Genomic DNA, 16,505 nt, shown 5'->3' on the forward strand with positions numbered 1-16,505 from the left:
AAAACAAGCTCCGACCCGTTCAGATCCCGAAGAGACGGAGGAAATCGTTGGTGATGGCCCAGACCATGATGCCCACCACGATGATCAGCCCCACGTGCGAGAGGCGCAGTCGCTGTTCGACGGAGAGCGGTCTTCCCCGCACCGCCTCGACGAACAGGAAGAGCAGCTGCCCGCCGTCCAGCACCGGGATCGGCAGGAGGTTCAGCACCGCGAGGTTCACGGAGAGGAGCGCCATCCACTGCAGCATCACCTCGAGCCCCGCCCGGGCCGTCTCGCCGGAGATCTGCCCGATGGTGAGCGGTCCCCCCAGGCTGCGAGGAGAGGCGTCTCCGGTAAACAGGTCACCCACCAGACGCACGATGGCCGTGCTGGTGCCCCAAGTCGTCTCCCAACCCTGCCGCAGCGCCTCCCCCAGCCCTACCCTCCGGTGGTCCAGCTCGAGCTGCTGGGAGACACCCAGCCGCCCGATCTCCAGTCGCTCACCCTCGGGAAGCTGCTCCTGCACCGGCTCCGGCGTGACCGTGATGGGGATCTCTTCCCCTCCCCGCTGGACGACCAGCGCGACCTCCTCGCCCGGGTGGGCGCGGATCACGTCGACGAACTCCGTCCAGGAGCGGATGGGCCGCCCATCCGCCTCGATCACCCGGTCTCCCTCCTCGATCCCTGCCACATCGGCAGGAGATCCGGTGTTCACGCCACCAATCAACGGCTCGGCAAAGGGCTGGATGCGTTGTAGCACCGAGACCCTGACCCTCTCCTCTTGGGGTAGGTCCAGAGTCACCGTCTGGCCGTCGGAAAAGCCGAGGGTGAGGGGACCCGGCCCCGCGTCCGCGAAGAGCTCCAGGACGTCGTTCCAGTTCTCCACCGGAACCTGGTTGATCGACTCCAGCTCCGCCCCGGTGGGGATCATCCCCAGAGGTGCTGCCGCGCCGGGGAGGCTGTCCTGCCGGGCGATGGCGACCCGCGTGGTGGGGTTGATCGACTCCCCGTAGACGAGCGCCACACCCGTCACCACGACGATGGCGAAGAGGAAGTTCATCAGCACACCGGCCGAGACGACCCAGATCCGCGCCCAGAGAGGCTTGGCGTCGAAGTCCCGGTCGGACGGCTCCTGGGCGAGCTCCTCCCCGCCTTCCAGCGCCGCGGTATCCTCCATCCCCGCCATGCGCACATAACCGCCCAGCGGCAGCGCCGAGATCACGTACTCCGTCTCTCCCCAGCGGAAGCCCGTTACACGGGGCCCGAAGCCGATGGAGAATCGGGGCACGGCGATGTCCACCGACTTGGCCGCGATCAGGTGCCCCAACTCGTGAACGAAGACCAGCACCCCGATGACGATCAGGAAGGCGATCAGTGTCGTCAGCAATGCACGTGTCCGTCGATGAAGGTTTCTGCCGTCCCTCTCGCCCACCGATCGGCGGCGATTACGTCTTCCACCGTGCGGATGTCCGCGCCCTGCCAGCGATCGAGGGTCTCCCCAATGGTCGCGGCAATGGCCGGATAGGAGATCCGTCCATTCAGAAAGGCCGCCACTGCCACCTCGTTCGCCGCGTTATAGACAACCGGGGCGCCGCGACCCGCTCGCCCCGCCTGCACTCCCAGCCCGAAGGCGGGGAAGAGCGTCTCATCCACCGGTTCGAAGGTGAGCGTTCCCGCCGCGACCGGATCGAAACGGCGCGTCCGGTACTCGATCCGCTCGGGATAGCCGAACGCGTGAGCGATCGGCAGCTCCATGGTCGGAAAGCCCATCTGCGCCATCACCGAGCCGTCGATGAACTCCACCATGGAGTGGATGATCGACTGCGGGTGGACCACCGCACCGATCCGCTCGTACCCGATCGAGAAGAGAAAGTGCGCTTCGATCACCTCCAGCGCCTTGTTCGCCAGAGTCGCTGAGTCGATGGTGACCTTCGCCCCCATGTCCCAGGTGGGATGGCGCAGCGCATCCACCGGCTTGACCCGCTCCAGCTCGGAGCGGCTGAAGCCCCGAAAAGGACCACCCGAGGCAGTCAGGATCAGCCGCGCCACTTCCTCTCGGCGACCGCAACGGAGGCACTGGTGGATGGCGCTGTGCTCGCTGTCGACGGGGATCAGCTCGCCTCCTCCGCTGGCCGCGGCCTCGAGCACCAGCTCCCCGCCGCATACCAGCGACTCCTTGTTGGCGAGCGCTACCCGCTTCCCGGCTCGCAAGGCCGCCAGCGTCGGCTCCAGCCCCGCGGCGCCCACCAGGGCGTTCAGCACGATGTCGTTGCGCGGGTCGGCCGCCACCTCCAGCAGCGCCTTGCGGCCGTACATCCAGGTCGTCCCCCCCTCGTGCCGGGGGGGCTGCTCCGCAGCGTCCGCCACCACGGCCAGCTCCGGCTTCCACTGGCGCACGAGCGCTTCCAGCGCTTCCACGTTGCTGTGGGCCGTCAGCACAGACGGGCGATAGCGATCAGGGTGCTGTGCAAGCACGGCCAGAGCGCTGGCTCCGATGGAGCCGGTCGCGCCGAGGATGGCGACCTTCTTCATCCCGCTACTCCCGTTCCAACCCAGAAGCGGAAGAAGAGATAGGCGAGGGGCAGCGTGAACAGCAGCGAGTCGAAGCGGTCCAGCGCGCCTCCGTGCCCGGGCAGGAGCTTCCCGGAGTCCTTGACCCCCGCATCTCGCTTGAGCAGTGACTCCACCAGGTCACCGATCTGCGCCACGATGGAGATCGCCAGGCCGAAGATCGCCCCCTCGAACATGGTCGGTCGGTAGGTGGGGAAAGCCTCGAGCACCCGGGTGTAGGCGATCGCCACCAGCACGCTCCCCACCACCGCGCCGATGGCTCCCTGTACGGTTTTGCCGGGGCTCACCCGCGGGATGAGCTTGGTGCGCCCCCAGCGGCGCCCGACGAAAAAGGCGAAGGTATCGCTCGTCCAGGTCAGCAGGACTGGCGCGAACACCAGGGCAGTGCCGTGAATGGCCCCCTCGACTCCGGGGAGGTGTCGCAAAAACAGACCGAAGCTCAGCAGGCCTCCGGTGTAGACGGCACCGGTGAGGGTGGTGGAGATGGAGAGAAGTGGTTGGCCCTCGACGCCTCGGGTCCAGATCGCCAGCGCGGTGACGACGAGAGTGGCGATGGTGATGACGAGGCCGAAGCTCACCGGTCCGGCCTGCGGGTTCGCCGCGGCCACCAACACGAAGGCGACGGCGAGCGGCAAACCGGCCGCGATGAGCGGGCGCGCCTGCCGATGCTCCGCCATGCGGTAGAACTCCAGGGACCCCGCCACCACGATCGCCGCGATCAGCAGTGCCAGAATCCAGCCCCCAGCGTATACCACCGCTACGGCAAGGGGGATTCCCACCGCGGCAACGGCTACCCGCTGGGTGGTCTCGGTCACGTGCCGCCCCTCAGCCGGCGACGACGCCGCCGAACCGACGCTCGCGACGCTGGTAGTCCAGCACCGCCGCGAACAGGTCCTCCCGCTTGAAATCGGGCCAGAGAATGGGGCTGATGTGCAGCTCCGTATAGGCGAGCTGCCACAGCATGAAATTCGAGATGCGCTGCTCGCCGGAAGTGCGGATGAGCAGGTCGGGATCGGGCGTTCCCGCGGTATAGAGGTGGTCGCCAACCAGCGCCTCGTCGATCTCCTCGGGCACCAGGGTGCCGCGAGCGACGCGCTCCGCCAGTGCCCGGGCAGCGTCAGCGATCTCCGCCCGCCCGCCGTAGCTGATGGCGAGGTTGAGCTGCAGGTTCGGACCGCCAGCCGTGCTCTCGATGATTCCCGCCAGCGCGGCGCGCGTGCGCGGACTGAGTCGCTCCAGGCGCCCCAACGCTCGCACCTCCACCCCTCGCGCCCGCAGCTCACGTGCTTCCTTCCGCACGTACAGCTCCAGCAGGCTCATCAGTGCCCGAACCTCTCCTCGGGGTCGCTTCCAGTTCTCCTGGGAGAAAGCGTAGAGGGTAAGCACGGGGATCCCAGCCTCGATGCACCCTTCCACCACCTCCCGCACGGCGACCATTCCTGCGCGGTGACCGAACTCGCGAGGCCGGCCGCGGGCCTTCGCCCAGCGGCCGTTGCCGTCCATGATGATCGCGACGTGCCGGGGTACGTCGCCGCTGATCCTGATCTGCGCGAGCCGGTCGGAGGGCATCCTCAGACCTCCATGACCTCGGCTTCCTTGTGCTTCAGGATCTCCTCCAACTGGTGGATGTAGCGATCCGTCAACTTCTGCACCTCGTCCTGCTCGCGGCGAGCGTCGTCTTCCGAGAGCTCGCCGTCCTTCTGCCGCCGCTTGATGTCGTCGTTGGCATCCTTGCGCGCCTGCCGTACGGCGACGCGTCCCTCTTCCGTCATCTTGTGGAGGAGCCGCACGTACTCCTTACGCCGCTCTTCGGTGAGGGGCGGAATGGGCACCCGGATGACCTTACCGTCGTTGGACGGATTGAGTCCCAGATCGGAGGTCTGAATCGCCTTTTCGATCGGCCCGATCATCCCGCGGTCCCACGGCTGGATGACCAGCAGCCGCGGCTCGGGTGCGCTCACGGTCGCCACCTGATTCAGTGGCACGTGCGAGCCGTACGCTTCCACGCGCACCGTATCGAGCAGCGCAGGCGTGGCTTTGCCGGTTCGGACGGACGCGAACTCGCGCCGCACCGCTTCGACGGCGCTCTCCATTCGACGCTTGGCTTCTTGCAGGCTGGGCATGGGGGATCGAGAGTTCAGGGACGAATCAGCGTCCCGACCCGCTCGCCGCTGATCGCGCGGGCCACCAGGCCGGGCTCCATCAAGTTCAGGATGATGATCGGGATCTCGTTCTCCTTACACAATGAGATCGCGGAAGCATCCATCACCTGGAGGTCGCGAGCCATGACATCTCTGAAGGAGATCTCCGGGATGAACTCAGCCGATGGGTCCTTCACCGGGTCGGCGGTATAGACCCCCTCCACCTTGGTCGCCTTGATGATGACGTCGGCCTCCATCTCGATCCCGCGCAGCACGGCGGCGGTATCGGTAGAGAAGTAGGGGTTGCCGGTTCCGCCGGCGAAGATCACCACCCGTCCCTTTTCCAGGTGACGCAGCGCTCGGCGACGAATATAGGGCTCGGCGAGCTGCTCCATGCGGATGGCGGTGAGCACCCGCGTCTCCACCCCTTTGCGCTCCAGGACGTCCTGTATCGCGAGGGCGTTGATGATCGTCGCCAGCATCCCCATGTAGTCGGCCGAGACGCGATCCATCCCCTGCTGGCTCGCGATGGTGCCGCGGACGATATTCCCACCCCCGATCACCAGCCCCAGGGCCACCCCCATCTCGTGGAGTTGCTTGATCTCTTCGGTGATCTTGTCGATGACGGGAGGTGAAATGCCAAACCCCTGCTCTCCGGCGAGCGCCTCGCCGGAGAGCTTCAGCAGGAGGCGGCGATAGACGAGATCCCGTCCGGGCTCGGCAGCCATTACTCGCCGAGAGCGAAGCGGGCGAACCGGCGGACGACGATGTTCTCCCCGGTCCGCGCGGAGGCCTGCGTGACCAGCTCGCCCACGGTGATGTCAGGGTTCTTGACGAAGGGCTGCTCCAGCAGAGCCGACTCCTGGAAGAACTTGTCGAGCTTCCCTTCGATGATCTTGTCCCAGATGTGCTCGGGCTTTCCCGACTCCTTCATCTGCTCGCGATAGACCGCCCGCTCCCGCTCGACGATCTCGGGGGAGATGTCCTCGCGCCGCACCGCCACCGGGTTGCTGGCGGCAATGTGCATGGCCACGTCGCGGACCAGCTGCTGGAACTCATCATTGCGAGCGACGAAGTCGGTCTCGCAGTTGACCTCCACCAGGACGCCGATCTTGCCGCCCATGTGGATGTAGCTGCCGACGGCACCCTCGGTCGCCTCTCGGGCGGAGCGCTTGGCCGCCTTGGCCGCGCCCTTGGCGCGCAGGATGTCGATCGCCTTCTCCATGTCGCCGCCGGCCTCCGTGAGCGCCGCCTTGCACTCCATCATCCCGGCGCCGGTGCGCTCGCGAAGTTCCTTGACGTCCTGTGCAGTAATGGCCATTGGCTGATCCCGGTATGAGTGATCTATTGAATCACCGCGCCACCCGCGCGGTCGTGATTGCAGCTCCGAGGTCCATGCACACGATGGGGCCACGCACGGTTTCCCGGTGGCCCCATCGCGCGGCTCCTGAACTCCGGCGCGGAACTACTCCTCTTCGCCCTCTTCCTCCGTTCCGCCACGCAGGTTGGCGATGACCTCCGGCTTCGGCCGACGCTTGCGGCGGGGCCGGCGCCGCTGGCCGCGACGATCGTCGTCCACGGGAGCGGTCTCGCCGGTCTCGGTGGAGTACGAGGTCGCTTCGACCTCCTCCGCCCGGCGACGCTCCTCCGCGGGCAGCGCGGCGCGCGCCTCGATGATCGCGTCAGCGATCGCCTTGCTGATCACGCTGACGGAGCGGATGGCGTCGTCGTTGCCGGCGATCGGCACCGTGATCAGATCCGGGTCGGCATTGGTGTCCGCGATGGCGATGACCGGAATTCCCAGCTTGTTCGCCTCGCTGACGGCGATGCGCTCCTTTTTGGCGTCAACGACGAAGATCGCGCCGGGGAGGCGCGCCATATCCTTCACCCCCGAGAGGTACTTGTCCAGCTTCTCCCGCTCGCGGTCGAGCATGAGGCGCTCCTTCTTCGTGTAGAAGTCGAAGGCGCCCTCCTCCTGACCGCGCTCGAGCTCGCGCAGCCGGCGGATCTGCTTCTTGATGGTGGAGAAGTTGGTCAGCATCCCCCCGAGCCAGCGCTCGGTGACGTGGAACGAGTTCGAGCGCTCGGCCTCGCTCTGGATCACCGGGCGAAGCTGCTTCTTGGTGCAGACGAAGAGAATCCGCTCCCCACGGGAGATGACCTGCCGGGCGAGCTCCTGGGCCAGCTCGATCTGCCGCTGGGTCTTGCGCAGGTCGATGATGTAGATGCCGTTGCGCTCCGCGAAGATGAATTTGCGCATCTTCGGGTTCCAGCGGCTGGTCTGGTGGCCGAAATGGACACCGGCTTCCAGGAGCTCCTGGATCTCGGGGACAGTCGACATGAAGGGAACTGCTCCTGTGGTGCGGGTCGCCGGGCGACCCATTGGGTTGATTCTTCCACCGCCGTCATCCGTTGCGCCGACCGCCCGCAGGCGGCACCCGACGCAGCGTCAGGCGAGTGTGATTGGTTGAAGGACGTTATCCGTTATCCGCTATCCGTTCGCTGAGGCTACTTCGCGGCAGACCGCGAAACGGATAACGTAAAACGGATAACGGATAACCCTCTTACCGCTTCGAGAACTGGAACCGCTTGCGCGCCTTGGGGCGGCCCGGCTTCTTGCGCTCCACCTCGCGCGGGTCGCGGGTGAGGAGCTCCTGGCTGCGCAGGCGCGAGCGGAAGTCCTCGTCGACCTTCAGCAGGGCCCGGGCGAGGCCGAGGCGAACCGCGTCCGCCTGTCCGCGCTGCCCACCGCCGCGCACGTTCACCTTCACGTCGAAGCGGTCCTGCGTCTCGGTAACGGTAAGGGGGAGCACGATGGACTGCCGGAGCACTGCGCGCGGGAAATACTCCTCCAGGCTGCGACCATTGACCGTCCAGCGCCCCTCGCCTGGACGCAGGAAGACGCGCGCGACCGAGCTCTTACGACGGCCGAGGCCGTGGTACTGCTCGCCCTGCGCGCCCGCGCCATCGGCGCTGCGACGACGCGCCACCGGCGTCGGCACGACCGGCGCCTCCGCGGCAGGAGCCGGCGCTGCCGCGGCCGGAGCGGGAGCAGCAGCGGCGGGAGCCGGCGGCACCGGCTGCGGCGCCGGGGTGGCCGTCTCGTTCGTCTCCTGCGGCTCCTCAGGGGAGACCACGTCCGAATTCTCGTTCGCCATACCGAAGAATCAGAAAGTGAGAGGTTCGGGGTTCTGCCCCTGATGCGGATGCTCCGAGCCCGCGTAGACGCGCAGCTTGCGCCGCATCTGCCGGCCCAGCGCGTTCTTCGGAAGCATTCCCTTCACCGCGAGCTCGATGACACGCTCCGGATGCTTCTCGTGCATCTGGCGGTAGGGGATGTGCTTCTCGCCGCCCATGTACCCGGAGTGGCGGAAGTACGTCTTCTGGTCCGCCTTGCGGCCCGTGACCTCGATCGCCTCGGCGTTGATCACCACCACGAAGTCACCCGTGTCCAGGTGCGGCGAGTAGATCGGCTTGTGCTTCCCCCGGAGAATGCGGGCCACCTCCGAGGCGAGGCGCCCGAGAACCTTCCCCCGGGCATCCACCACGTACCACTTCCGCTCGATTTCCCCGGCCTTCACGGAGTAAGTCTTCATCGGGATCTGAGGTCGTAAAGCCGCGCGCTGCTCGGAGATGCCCTCCGCGCCTGGCTCTCGCGCGTCGGTCCGAATGACACAAAAAAACGCCAATCCGCCCCCGAGCGGGAACAGATCTTCTGGCGAGAGACAGACGGGAATGATAGGGAAACGGCTGGAGAGTGTCAAGGCAACGGGGGAGGCGAGCGGCGGGCGGTGGGGGGTGGGGGCGGGGCGGTCAGGGAGACGAGGAGGGGTGACAAGGTGACAAGGTGAACGGGTGAGGAGCCATCCCGAGGCAAAGCAAAGGATCCGCACTTTCGCTCAGATGCCATGAAACGTGCGAATCCCTCTCGCTGATGCTCTGGCCGGATTGTCGGGCTGTCGGGACCGGGCGGTTTGACAACGGCGACGGCCTCACCTTGTCACCTTGTCACCTTGCGGCCTACTGGAGGAAAGTCTCGAGGAACCTCGCTCGCGACTGATGCCGCAGCCTCGCCAGCGCCCGCTCCTTGATCTGGCGCACGCGCTCGCGGGTGATGCCGAAGCGCTCGCCGATCTGCTCGAGCGTGAGCGGCTCGGTGTCGCCCAGGCCGAAGTAGAGCCGCAGGACCTTGGCTTCCCGCTCGCTGAGGGTGTTCAGGGCATCCTCGATGGAGCGCTGCAGCGCCTCGGTGTACAGCTCCTCGTCGGGGCCGGGGGAGAACTGGTCGGATACGTAGTCGAGGAGCTGCCCATCCTCGCCCGGAACCAGCGGCGCATCCAGCGACAGGTGCGTCTGCGCCATCGCCAGGGTGTGCTTGATCTCCTCCTCGGAGAGGTCGAGCTCCTCGGCAATCTCCTCCAGTGTCGGCTCGCGACCGAGCTCCTGGGTGAGCGAGGAGGAGCGCTTGCCGATCCGGTGCAGCGTTCCGGCCCGGCTCAGGGGCACCCGCACGATGCGCGACTGCTCCGCGAGGGCCTGCAGGATCGCCTGGCGGATCCACCACACCGCGTAGGAGATGAACTTGATCCCCTTGGTCTCGTCGAACTTCTGCGCGGCCCGCATCAACCCGATGTTCCCCTCGTTGATGAGGTCCGCCAGCGAGACACCCTGGTTCTGATACCGCTTCGCCACCGACACGACGAAGCGGAGGTTGGAGCGGACCAGCCGTTCCAGCGCGCCGGCCTCGTTGCGCCTGATACGGCGAGCAAGGTCGGCTTCTTGTTCGCGATCGATGAGGGGATAGGCACTGATCTCTCGGAGGTACTGGTCCAGCGACTCGGACTCGACGGAAATCTTCCGCATGGAGGGGATGGCACTCATGAAGACACCGTGCAGCCGTACGGAGAGGAGCGGGAGACTTTCACCGTCGGCGACTCCGCGGTTCGCCGATCGGCTCGCGCTTCCGCGGAGAGCGGAAGCTTGAGGATGGTACAATGGTCAGCGGTGCCGCTAACCCAAAGTGATTATGGAAAGGCGTCACAGGCACCGTCAAGCCCCCCTGGCGAGGGTCAATGGATCGGCTCCCCGATGCGGGCCCAGCGGATGTCCGTGAGCCACGACAACGGATGCAGAGGGTCACGCGCAAACGAGTAGTAGACGAACATCGGGCGGCCCCGGATCGACTCCGCGCTCAGGAACCCCCAGTAGCGGGAATCCTCCGAGTGATCCCGGTTGTCCCCCAGGGCGAAGTACTTCCCCGGAGGGACCACGATCGGTCCCCAGTTGTCTCGCGTGGGCCGATAGTCCTTACGACGAACCTTGCCCTCGACGAGGTAGTCGGCCTGCCAGCGCATCCGCGCGTCCGCCGGGTCCGTGAAGGGATCGCGATGACGCACGTACGGCTCGATCAGCGGCTCCCCGTTCACGAACAGGACCTTGTCCCGCATCTCCAGCGTGTCTCCCGGCAGCCCCACGATTCGCTTGACGTAGTTCTTGGTCGGATCGTGAGGGGGCAGGAAAACCACCACGTCCTGCCGCTTCGGCTCGGTGTACCCTGGAATTCGCGTGCCGGTGATCGGGATCTCCGCCCCGTAGGCCGCCTTGTTGACCAGCAGGAAATCACCCACCAGAAGGGTGTTCTCCATGGAGCCAGTGGGGATCTTGAACGCCTCGACGATGAAGGTGCGGATGATGAGGAACAGCAGAATCGCGGTGCTGACCGCCTTTATGCCCTCCCACATCCAGCGCCCACGCGACATCGTTCCCCGGCTCTCCCGGGCGGTGCGCAACCGCTCGCGCTGGTAGAGTTCGGCGGGAATGCGGCGGGCAGGAACCTCATCAACTTCGCCACCCGACTCCGGATCGTACTGGGGCCCCTCGGAGGAGAGACGGTCGTCACGGCTCATACAGACCTTCGATTCAAGAAGCAGGCCGAAACGGGCAGGAGGGTGCCGCGGGCACACCCAACGTGCTTACCCGCCGTCCACAACGAGCGTTCCGACCCGCGACTGCGGGGCCTCGACTTCGGGCCGCGGGTGCGGAGAATCGGCTCGGGGGGGTGGCGTCGCCTCCCTTCGCCCTAGCGAAGACCACGCCATACGGCGCGGGCAAGGCCGATCAGTACGGGGAGGAGGCGTAGTTGTCGATTTGCGCCCGCTGCAGCTTCCCGGAGAAATCGACGTAGCAGACCTTGGTCTCCGAGTAGAATTCGTAGACCTCCCACCCGCCTTCGCGGTGGCCGTTGCCGGTCTCCTTCACGCCACCAAAGGGAAGATGGGCCTCCGCCCCGATCGTGGGCGCGTTCACGTAGGTGATCCCGTTGTCGAGCTCCTCCAGCGCCCGGAAAGCGGAGCGCACGTCCCGTGTGTAGATCGAGCTCGACAATCCGTAGCGAACTTCGTTGTTCACCCGGATGGCCTCGTCCAGGTCACGCACGCGGATCACCGACAGCACGGGCCCGAAGATCTCTTCCGTGGCCAGCCTCGATCCGGGGCGCACATCCACGAAGATCGTGGGCTGGAAGAACCAACCATCATCCAGCCCGTCGCCGCTCGCCCGCTCACCACCCATCACCAATTCGGCCTCCTCCCGACCGATCTCCACGTAGCGTTCGACCTTCCGCAGCGCCTCTTCGTGGATCAGCGGGCCCACCTCCACTTCCGGCAGGAGACCGTCTCCCAACCGCAGCGTCCGGGCACGGTCGATGAGCCGCTCCAGGAACGAATCGTGGATCTCGTCCTGCAGGATCAGCCGCGACGTCGCCGTGCAGCGTTGCCCCGTGGTGCCGAAGGCTCCCCAGAGCACGCCGTCCAGGGCGAGATCCATGTCGGCGTCCGCCAGGACGATCTGCGCGTTCTTGCCGCCCATCTCGAGCGAGAGGCGTTTGTGCATCTCTCCGCAGACCCGTCCGATCGCTCGACCGGTCTCGGTCGAGCCGGTGAACGAGATCACCGGGATTCCGGGGTGGCTCACGATCGCGGCGCCGACCTCCTCGCCGAACCCGTGCACCAGGTTGACCACGCCCGGCGGGATGCCCGCCTCCTCCAGGATCTGCACGAGCAGGGTGCAGGTGTGGGGCACGTCCTCGGCGGGCTTCAGAATGACGGCGTTCCCGCAGAGGAGCGCCGGGAACATCTTCCAGGTGGGGATGGCGAGGGGAAAGTTGAAGGGGGTGATGAGCCCCGCGACCCCGATCGGCCGCCGATAACTCAGTGCCCACTTGTCACGTAGCTCCGACGGCACGGTACGCCCGAAGAGACGGCGCCCCTCCGTGCTCGCATAGTATGCTGTGTCGATCCCCTCCTGCACGTCGCCGCGCGTCTCCAGGAGCACCTTACCCATCTCCCGGGTGGCGGCGCGAGCGATCTCCTCCTTGCGCTCCACCAGCAGGTCCCCGACCCGCTTGAGCACCGCGCCCCGCTCCGGCGCCGGGGTGCGGCTCCACCTCTCGAAGCCCTCCCGCGCCGCCTCCACCGCCCGCTCCACATCCTCCGCCCCCGAGCGAGGCCAGAGTCCAATCACCTCGCTCCAGCGCGCCGGGTTGCGGTTCTCGAAGTACTCACCCGTGGCGGGCTCGACCCAGGAGCCGGCGATGAAATTTTTGAAGGTCGGTGGAGAATTGGTCGGGGCGGTCGGTTGCGCTTGGAGCATCATGCAGAATACGGACGAAGAGTAGTGAGGAAGCTAGAAGCTAGAAGGCTTAGAGCGCCGGGCTGTCGCGGCATAGCTGGGGATCCTTCCGAAAGTCGGAGAGCAGGAAGCCGAGAATTCTAGCTTCTCGCTCCTAGCTTCTAACTTCTCCCGTCTCACTCCTCCCTCACCAGCTCGTACTTCTCGATCTTCTTGTAGAGGTTCGAGCGAGGCATGTCGAGGATGCGCGCGGTCTCGGAGACGTTCCAGTCGTTCTCCCGCAGCCGATGCAGGATGAAGGCCTTCTCCGCCGCTTCCTTGAACTCACCGAAAGTGGTACAGGAGAGGAGGTCGGCGGACAGCCCGGAGTTCGACGAGCGCCCTCCCACGTAGAGATCCACCTCCCGCTCGGTCACGGTGGGGCCGGCGGTCAGGATCAGCAGGCGCTCCACGCTGTTGCGCAGCTCGCGCACGTTGCCCGACCATTCCATCTGCTGGAGCCGGGCAATCGCCTCGGGCGTGAACTGCTTCTGGCCCACCGCGGCCTCGCGCACGGCGAGCTCGGCGAAGTGCTGCACCAGCATGGGGATGTCTTCGCGACGCTCGCGCAGCGGCGGAACGTGCAGGGGGATCACGTTGAGGCGGTGGAAGAGATCCTCCCGGAAGCGCCCCTCCTTGATCTCGTTCGCCAGATCCTTGTTGGTGGCGGCCAGGACGCGCACGTCCACCTTCACCGGTCTCGCCCCACCCACCCGGGTGATCACTCCCTCCTGGAGCGCCCGCAAGACCTTCGCCTGCGCGGCGAGGCTCATGTCGCCCACCTCATCCAGGAAGAGCGTCCCACCGTCGGCGAGCTCGAACTTGCCGGTTCGATCCTCGTGGGCACCGGTGAAGGAGCCCTTCACGTGCCCGAACAGCTCCGACTCGATCAGTTCGGTGGGGATGGCGGCGCAGTTCACCTCCACGAAGGGCTTCGCGGCGCGGGAGGAAAGCCGATGGATTGCCCGGGCGACCAGTTCCTTGCCGGTACCGTTCTCCCCCGTGATCAGCACGCGAGCATCGGTGGGAGCCACCCGCTCTACTCGCTCCAGTACCTGCCGGATAGCGAAGCTCTTCCCCACGATCTCGTAGCGGCTCTCCACCTCGCCGCGCAGACGAGCGTTCTCCTCGAGCAGACCCCGTTGCTGCAGGGCATTACGCAGGAGAACCAGGATCCTGTCGGTGTCCAGCGGCTTCTCGAGGAAGTCGTAGGCGCCTCTGCGGGTGGCCTCCACCGCGGTCTCGATCGTCCCGTGACCGCTGATCATCACCACCAGCGCACCAGGATCGAGCTCTCGCAGCCGGGTGAGCGTCTCCAACCCGTCCATCCGCGCCATCTTCACGTCCAGAAAGGTGAGATGAGGACGGAATTCCGGGTACGCAGCGAGGCATTCGGCGGCGCCAGCGGCCGAACGCACCTCGTGCCCTTCGTACTCCAGCAACTGGCTGAGAACGCGACGGATTCCCTCTTCGTCGTCGACGACCAGAATTCGAGCCATTCCGCGTCAGGGTACCAGAATCAGATAACCTTCTTCGACCCGCACCTCGGACACTCCTTCGGGCAGCGTGAGCGCCATCTCGTCGGGTGCGAGACCCGGCTCGTCGCTGCGCCCCAGCCGCTCGAGCATGGGTGCGTAGTATCGCTCCGGGATCGGGATTCCCGCGAACTCCACCTGCTCCACGGCGAGCGCCACCCGGCCGTCGTCCAGCATGCGAAGGCTTCCCTCCAGCTCCACCCGACCGCTGTCCGGTAGTAGGCCACGGACCCGATCCAGGTCGGGATGCGAGGGGATACGCTCCGTCGGGATGGTCGCGGCGACCACCAGGGTGTCGCCGCTCATGCGGACATCGGGATCACGGATCACCGTCGGCGTCCATTCCGAGCCGCGGTAGCGCAACAGGCTGCTCACCTCGACGGAGTTGAGGCGGATCTCTTCGCCTTCGGAGCGGAGGCGTTCCAGCTTCTCAGCCGCCTGCTCGGCCGCCTCGGGGGAAACCTCGACGGGCTCGGAGTCGCCCAGGAACGGGAGGGAGTCGCGGTACAACCACGCCGCCCCGCCCACGAGCAGGAGCAGCACCAGCAGTGCGCCGACAAATCTCATATCGACTGTGCCGTTACAGGGGTTCGTGCAGTCGGGCTACGGCGGCGATCGCCCGCTCCACATCCTCTTGGGTGCTCGCCCACCCCAGGGAGAAGCGAACGGCACCCTCTTCCAGCGTGCCGAGCACCCGGTGCGCTTCGGGAGCGCAGTGCAATCCGGCACGACACTGGACCCCGTGCTCCCGCTCCAGGCGAGCGGCGAGGTCCGCGGCGGCCATCCGCTCGGAGGTGAAGGTCACGATGCCCACGCCCTCGGGATCCAGCGGCGATCGTACCCTGATCCCCGGAATTCGTGCGAGTCCGGCGTGGAGCCGTTGCTTCAGCGCCTGCTCCGACCGGTGGAGCGCCTCGATCCCTCGCCGCGAGAGCCACTCTACCCCCGCGAGCAGCCCGGCGATCCCCGGACCGTTGCCGCTCCCAGCTTCCAGGTGGTCGGGGTACGCCTCGGGCATCTCCTCCAGGAGCGAGTCCCCCCCGGTGCCTCCTCGCAGCAAGGGTCGAACGTCGATCCCTTCGCGGACCCAGAGCCCCCCGATCCCCTGCGGGCCGAGCAGGCCCTTGTGGCCGGTGAAGGCGAGTAGATCCACGCCCTCCCGCTCCACGTTCACCGGGAGGTGTCCCGCGCTCTGCGCCGCGTCGAGCACGACCACGGCGCCCACCTCGTGCGCCAGGTCCGCCAGCGCGCGAACCGGCAGCCGCTGGCCGAGCACGTTCGAGACGTGCGGAAGCGCCACCACGCGGGCGGGACGCGATCCGGCAATCAGGGCGCGGGCCTCGTCGAGATCGATCCGCCCATCCTCGTAACCGGCGAGCACCACCACCTCGACCCCGAATCGCGCGAGCGCTACAGCGGGCCGACGCACCGAGTTGTGGTCGTAGTGGGTGCGCACCAGGCGGTCGCCCGGAGAGAGGAGCCCGTGCAGGGCGGTGTTCAGGGCGTGGGTGGCGTTGAACTGGAAGGCGATCCGCCCGGGGTCGCCGGAAATGCCGAACAGCTCGGCGAGCGCCATGCGACAGCGCAGGGCGATGCGACCCGCCTCCACGGCGCGCGCGTGCCCTGAGCGTCCCGGAGTGGCCCCGACGTCGTGGAGGTAGCGCGTGACCGCCTCCACCACCTCGACGGGGCGGACGGCCGCGGTAGCCGCGAAGTCGAGGTAGACAGGCTCGCTCATGCGACGAAACCGCGCTCGGCCTGCAACCGCATCATCCTGCTCCTATCAGAATTGGGAGCAGCAAGATACGGCCGCCGGGCAGCGGATCGCCAGCGCGCTTCAGGTTTCGAGCGGAGCAGCGCGGGGAGCGCTCCCACCCCGCTCCTCGGTCTCACCGCACACGGCGACCGAGCGCCGCAGCGCGCGAGCCTCGAGCTCGAAGAACAGCACACCGAGCGCAAGAGGCAGGGAGAGCACGATGGCGAGGTCGGCGACGTTGCCGGGGGGGAGCCAGAGATCACCCCAGCGGAAGGAGAGAAAATCCGTCACCCGCCAGTGGAGCACCCGCTCTCCCAGGTTGCCCATCATTCCCCCGGCCACCATCCCCAGGAAGAGCCACGCCCACTTGCGGCGATGTGGCAACAATCGATGCCCTCGCGCAAGCACGCCGATGAGGAGGATGGCCGCGATGCTGGCGTAGATCGACAGCATCACCTTGCGGGCCCCCAGCGGAAGATCGCCGTGCAGACCGAGGATCAGCGCGGGGTTCTGAACGTGCCAGAGGGCCACCCGGTCGGACACGACGCGCAGCTGATCCAGGGGGACAGTCTCGGCCACCACCCACTTCATCGCCCAGTCGAGCAACGCGATCGGAAATGCGATCGCCATCACCCGCGCCCAACCCAGGTTCGGCTCGTAGTCGGTGCGGCGACGGCCGCCCCGACGCCTCCAGCGCCGCTCCCCGGTGACCGCCGCGACGAATTGTCTCACCAATCGAATCATGCGACCTCGTTCGGAACAGGCGCCCCCACCCCTGCGGGACTCCTGGTGTCGAGCGCAGCCTCAAGATGCGCGCCGGAGCCCGCGGACGCACCACCTCCGACCGCGGGAAGC

General features: G+C 66.8%; 17 protein-coding genes. All 17 read right to left on the reverse strand.

Annotation, left to right across the window (positions count from 1 at the left end):
* Nucleotides 1–19: 19 nt before the first annotated feature.
* Complete coding sequence (gene rseP, locus VF167_13215) at nucleotides 20–1,366, reverse strand: RIP metalloprotease RseP (protein ID HEX6926374.1); 1,347 nt, start codon at nucleotides 1,364–1,366, stop codon at nucleotides 20–22.
* A complete protein-coding gene (gene dxr, locus VF167_13220; protein HEX6926375.1) occupies nucleotides 1,360–2,511 on the reverse strand; it encodes a 1-deoxy-D-xylulose-5-phosphate reductoisomerase in 1,152 nt (383 codons plus the stop codon). The genes rseP and dxr overlap by 7 nt, the downstream gene beginning before the upstream one ends.
* Nucleotides 2,508–3,365 carry a phosphatidate cytidylyltransferase gene (locus VF167_13225; GenBank protein ID HEX6926376.1) on the reverse strand — a complete coding sequence of 286 codons (858 nt, stop codon included), beginning with the start codon at nucleotides 3,363–3,365 and terminating at the stop codon, nucleotides 2,508–2,510. The genes dxr and VF167_13225 overlap by 4 nt, the downstream gene beginning before the upstream one ends.
* Nucleotides 3,366–3,375: 10 nt before the next feature.
* On the reverse strand, nucleotides 3,376–4,119 hold the full coding sequence (locus VF167_13230) for an isoprenyl transferase (GenBank protein HEX6926377.1): 744 nt from the start codon (nucleotides 4,117–4,119) through the stop codon (nucleotides 3,376–3,378).
* A gap of 2 nt (nucleotides 4,120–4,121) precedes the next feature.
* Nucleotides 4,122–4,673 carry a ribosome recycling factor gene (frr, locus tag VF167_13235; protein HEX6926378.1) on the reverse strand — a complete coding sequence of 184 codons (552 nt, stop codon included), beginning with the start codon at nucleotides 4,671–4,673 and terminating at the stop codon, nucleotides 4,122–4,124.
* 14 nt (nucleotides 4,674–4,687) lie between these two features.
* A complete protein-coding gene (pyrH, locus tag VF167_13240; protein HEX6926379.1) occupies nucleotides 4,688–5,419 on the reverse strand; it encodes a UMP kinase in 732 nt (243 codons plus the stop codon).
* A complete protein-coding gene (gene tsf, locus VF167_13245; protein HEX6926380.1) occupies nucleotides 5,419–6,012 on the reverse strand; it encodes a translation elongation factor Ts in 594 nt (197 codons plus the stop codon). Before tsf ends, pyrH begins: the two co-directional genes overlap by 1 nt.
* A gap of 144 nt (nucleotides 6,013–6,156) precedes the next feature.
* Nucleotides 6,157–7,032 carry a 30S ribosomal protein S2 gene (gene rpsB, locus VF167_13250; protein HEX6926381.1) on the reverse strand — a complete coding sequence of 292 codons (876 nt, stop codon included), beginning with the start codon at nucleotides 7,030–7,032 and terminating at the stop codon, nucleotides 6,157–6,159.
* A gap of 223 nt (nucleotides 7,033–7,255) precedes the next feature.
* On the reverse strand, nucleotides 7,256–7,681 hold the full coding sequence (gene rpsI, locus VF167_13255; GenBank protein ID HEX6926382.1) for a 30S ribosomal protein S9: 426 nt from the start codon (nucleotides 7,679–7,681) through the stop codon (nucleotides 7,256–7,258).
* Nucleotides 7,682–7,858: 177 nt separating this feature from the next.
* Entirely contained in the window at nucleotides 7,859–8,287 is a 429-nt protein-coding gene (rplM, locus tag VF167_13260; protein ID HEX6926383.1) for a 50S ribosomal protein L13, read from the reverse strand.
* Between the two features lie 424 nt (nucleotides 8,288–8,711).
* On the reverse strand, nucleotides 8,712–9,554 hold the full coding sequence (locus VF167_13265) for an RNA polymerase sigma factor RpoD/SigA (GenBank protein ID HEX6926384.1): 843 nt from the start codon (nucleotides 9,552–9,554) through the stop codon (nucleotides 8,712–8,714).
* 206 nt (nucleotides 9,555–9,760) lie between these two features.
* The gene (gene lepB / locus VF167_13270) at nucleotides 9,761–10,597 is read right to left on the reverse strand and encodes a signal peptidase I (GenBank protein HEX6926385.1); all 837 of its coding nucleotides are present in this window, start codon (nucleotides 10,595–10,597) and stop codon (nucleotides 9,761–9,763) included.
* Between the two features lie 211 nt (nucleotides 10,598–10,808).
* Entirely contained in the window at nucleotides 10,809–12,344 is a 1,536-nt protein-coding gene (locus VF167_13275) for an aldehyde dehydrogenase family protein (GenBank protein ID HEX6926386.1), read from the reverse strand.
* Between the two features lie 152 nt (nucleotides 12,345–12,496).
* Nucleotides 12,497–13,858, reverse strand: coding sequence for a sigma-54 dependent transcriptional regulator (locus VF167_13280; protein ID HEX6926387.1), 1,362 nt, complete (start codon nucleotides 13,856–13,858; stop codon nucleotides 12,497–12,499).
* Between the two features lie 6 nt (nucleotides 13,859–13,864).
* Nucleotides 13,865–14,461, reverse strand: a complete 597-nt coding sequence (locus VF167_13285; GenBank protein HEX6926388.1) for a hypothetical protein — start codon at nucleotides 14,459–14,461, stop codon at nucleotides 13,865–13,867.
* Between the two features lie 13 nt (nucleotides 14,462–14,474).
* Nucleotides 14,475–15,632, reverse strand: a complete 1,158-nt coding sequence (locus tag VF167_13290) for an aminotransferase class V-fold PLP-dependent enzyme (protein HEX6926389.1) — start codon at nucleotides 15,630–15,632, stop codon at nucleotides 14,475–14,477.
* Nucleotides 15,633–15,731: 99 nt separating this feature from the next.
* On the reverse strand, nucleotides 15,732–16,394 hold the full coding sequence (locus tag VF167_13295) for a signal peptidase II (GenBank protein ID HEX6926390.1): 663 nt from the start codon (nucleotides 16,392–16,394) through the stop codon (nucleotides 15,732–15,734).
* Nucleotides 16,395–16,505: the final 111 nt, after the last annotated feature.

This window comes from Longimicrobiaceae bacterium, from assembly GCA_036375715.1.
In the GTDB taxonomy this organism is placed as follows: Bacteria; Gemmatimonadota; Gemmatimonadetes; order Longimicrobiales; family Longimicrobiaceae; genus DASVBS01.

Bases quoted from the DNA above. Each gene is read 5' to 3' on its own strand.
- dxr (HEX6926375.1), bottom strand. From the start codon at position 2,511: ATGAAGAAGGTCGCCATCCTCGGCGCGACCGGCTCCATCGGAGCCAGC.
- VF167_13230 (HEX6926377.1), bottom strand. From the start codon at position 4,119: ATGCCCTCCGACCGGCTCGCGCAGATCAGGATCAGCGGCGACGTACCC.
- frr (HEX6926378.1), bottom strand. From the start codon at position 4,673: ATGCCCAGCCTGCAAGAAGCCAAGCGTCGAATGGAGAGCGCCGTCGAA.
- pyrH (HEX6926379.1), bottom strand. From the start codon at position 5,419: ATGGCTGCCGAGCCCGGACGGGATCTCGTCTATCGCCGCCTCCTGCTG.
- tsf (HEX6926380.1), bottom strand. From the start codon at position 6,012: ATGGCCATTACTGCACAGGACGTCAAGGAACTTCGCGAGCGCACCGGC.
- rpsB (HEX6926381.1), bottom strand. From the start codon at position 7,032: ATGTCGACTGTCCCCGAGATCCAGGAGCTCCTGGAAGCCGGTGTCCAT.
- rplM (HEX6926383.1), bottom strand. From the start codon at position 8,287: ATGAAGACTTACTCCGTGAAGGCCGGGGAAATCGAGCGGAAGTGGTAC.
- VF167_13265 (HEX6926384.1), bottom strand. From the start codon at position 9,554: ATGCGGAAGATTTCCGTCGAGTCCGAGTCGCTGGACCAGTACCTCCGA.
- lepB (HEX6926385.1), bottom strand. From the start codon at position 10,597: ATGAGCCGTGACGACCGTCTCTCCTCCGAGGGGCCCCAGTACGATCCG.
- VF167_13275 (HEX6926386.1), bottom strand. From the start codon at position 12,344: ATGATGCTCCAAGCGCAACCGACCGCCCCGACCAATTCTCCACCGACC.
- VF167_13280 (HEX6926387.1), bottom strand. From the start codon at position 13,858: ATGGCTCGAATTCTGGTCGTCGACGACGAAGAGGGAATCCGTCGCGTT.
- VF167_13285 (HEX6926388.1), bottom strand. From the start codon at position 14,461: ATGAGATTTGTCGGCGCACTGCTGGTGCTGCTCCTGCTCGTGGGCGGG.
- VF167_13290 (HEX6926389.1), bottom strand. From the start codon at position 15,632: ATGAGCGAGCCTGTCTACCTCGACTTCGCGGCTACCGCGGCCGTCCGC.
- VF167_13295 (HEX6926390.1), bottom strand. From the start codon at position 16,394: ATGATTCGATTGGTGAGACAATTCGTCGCGGCGGTCACCGGGGAGCGG.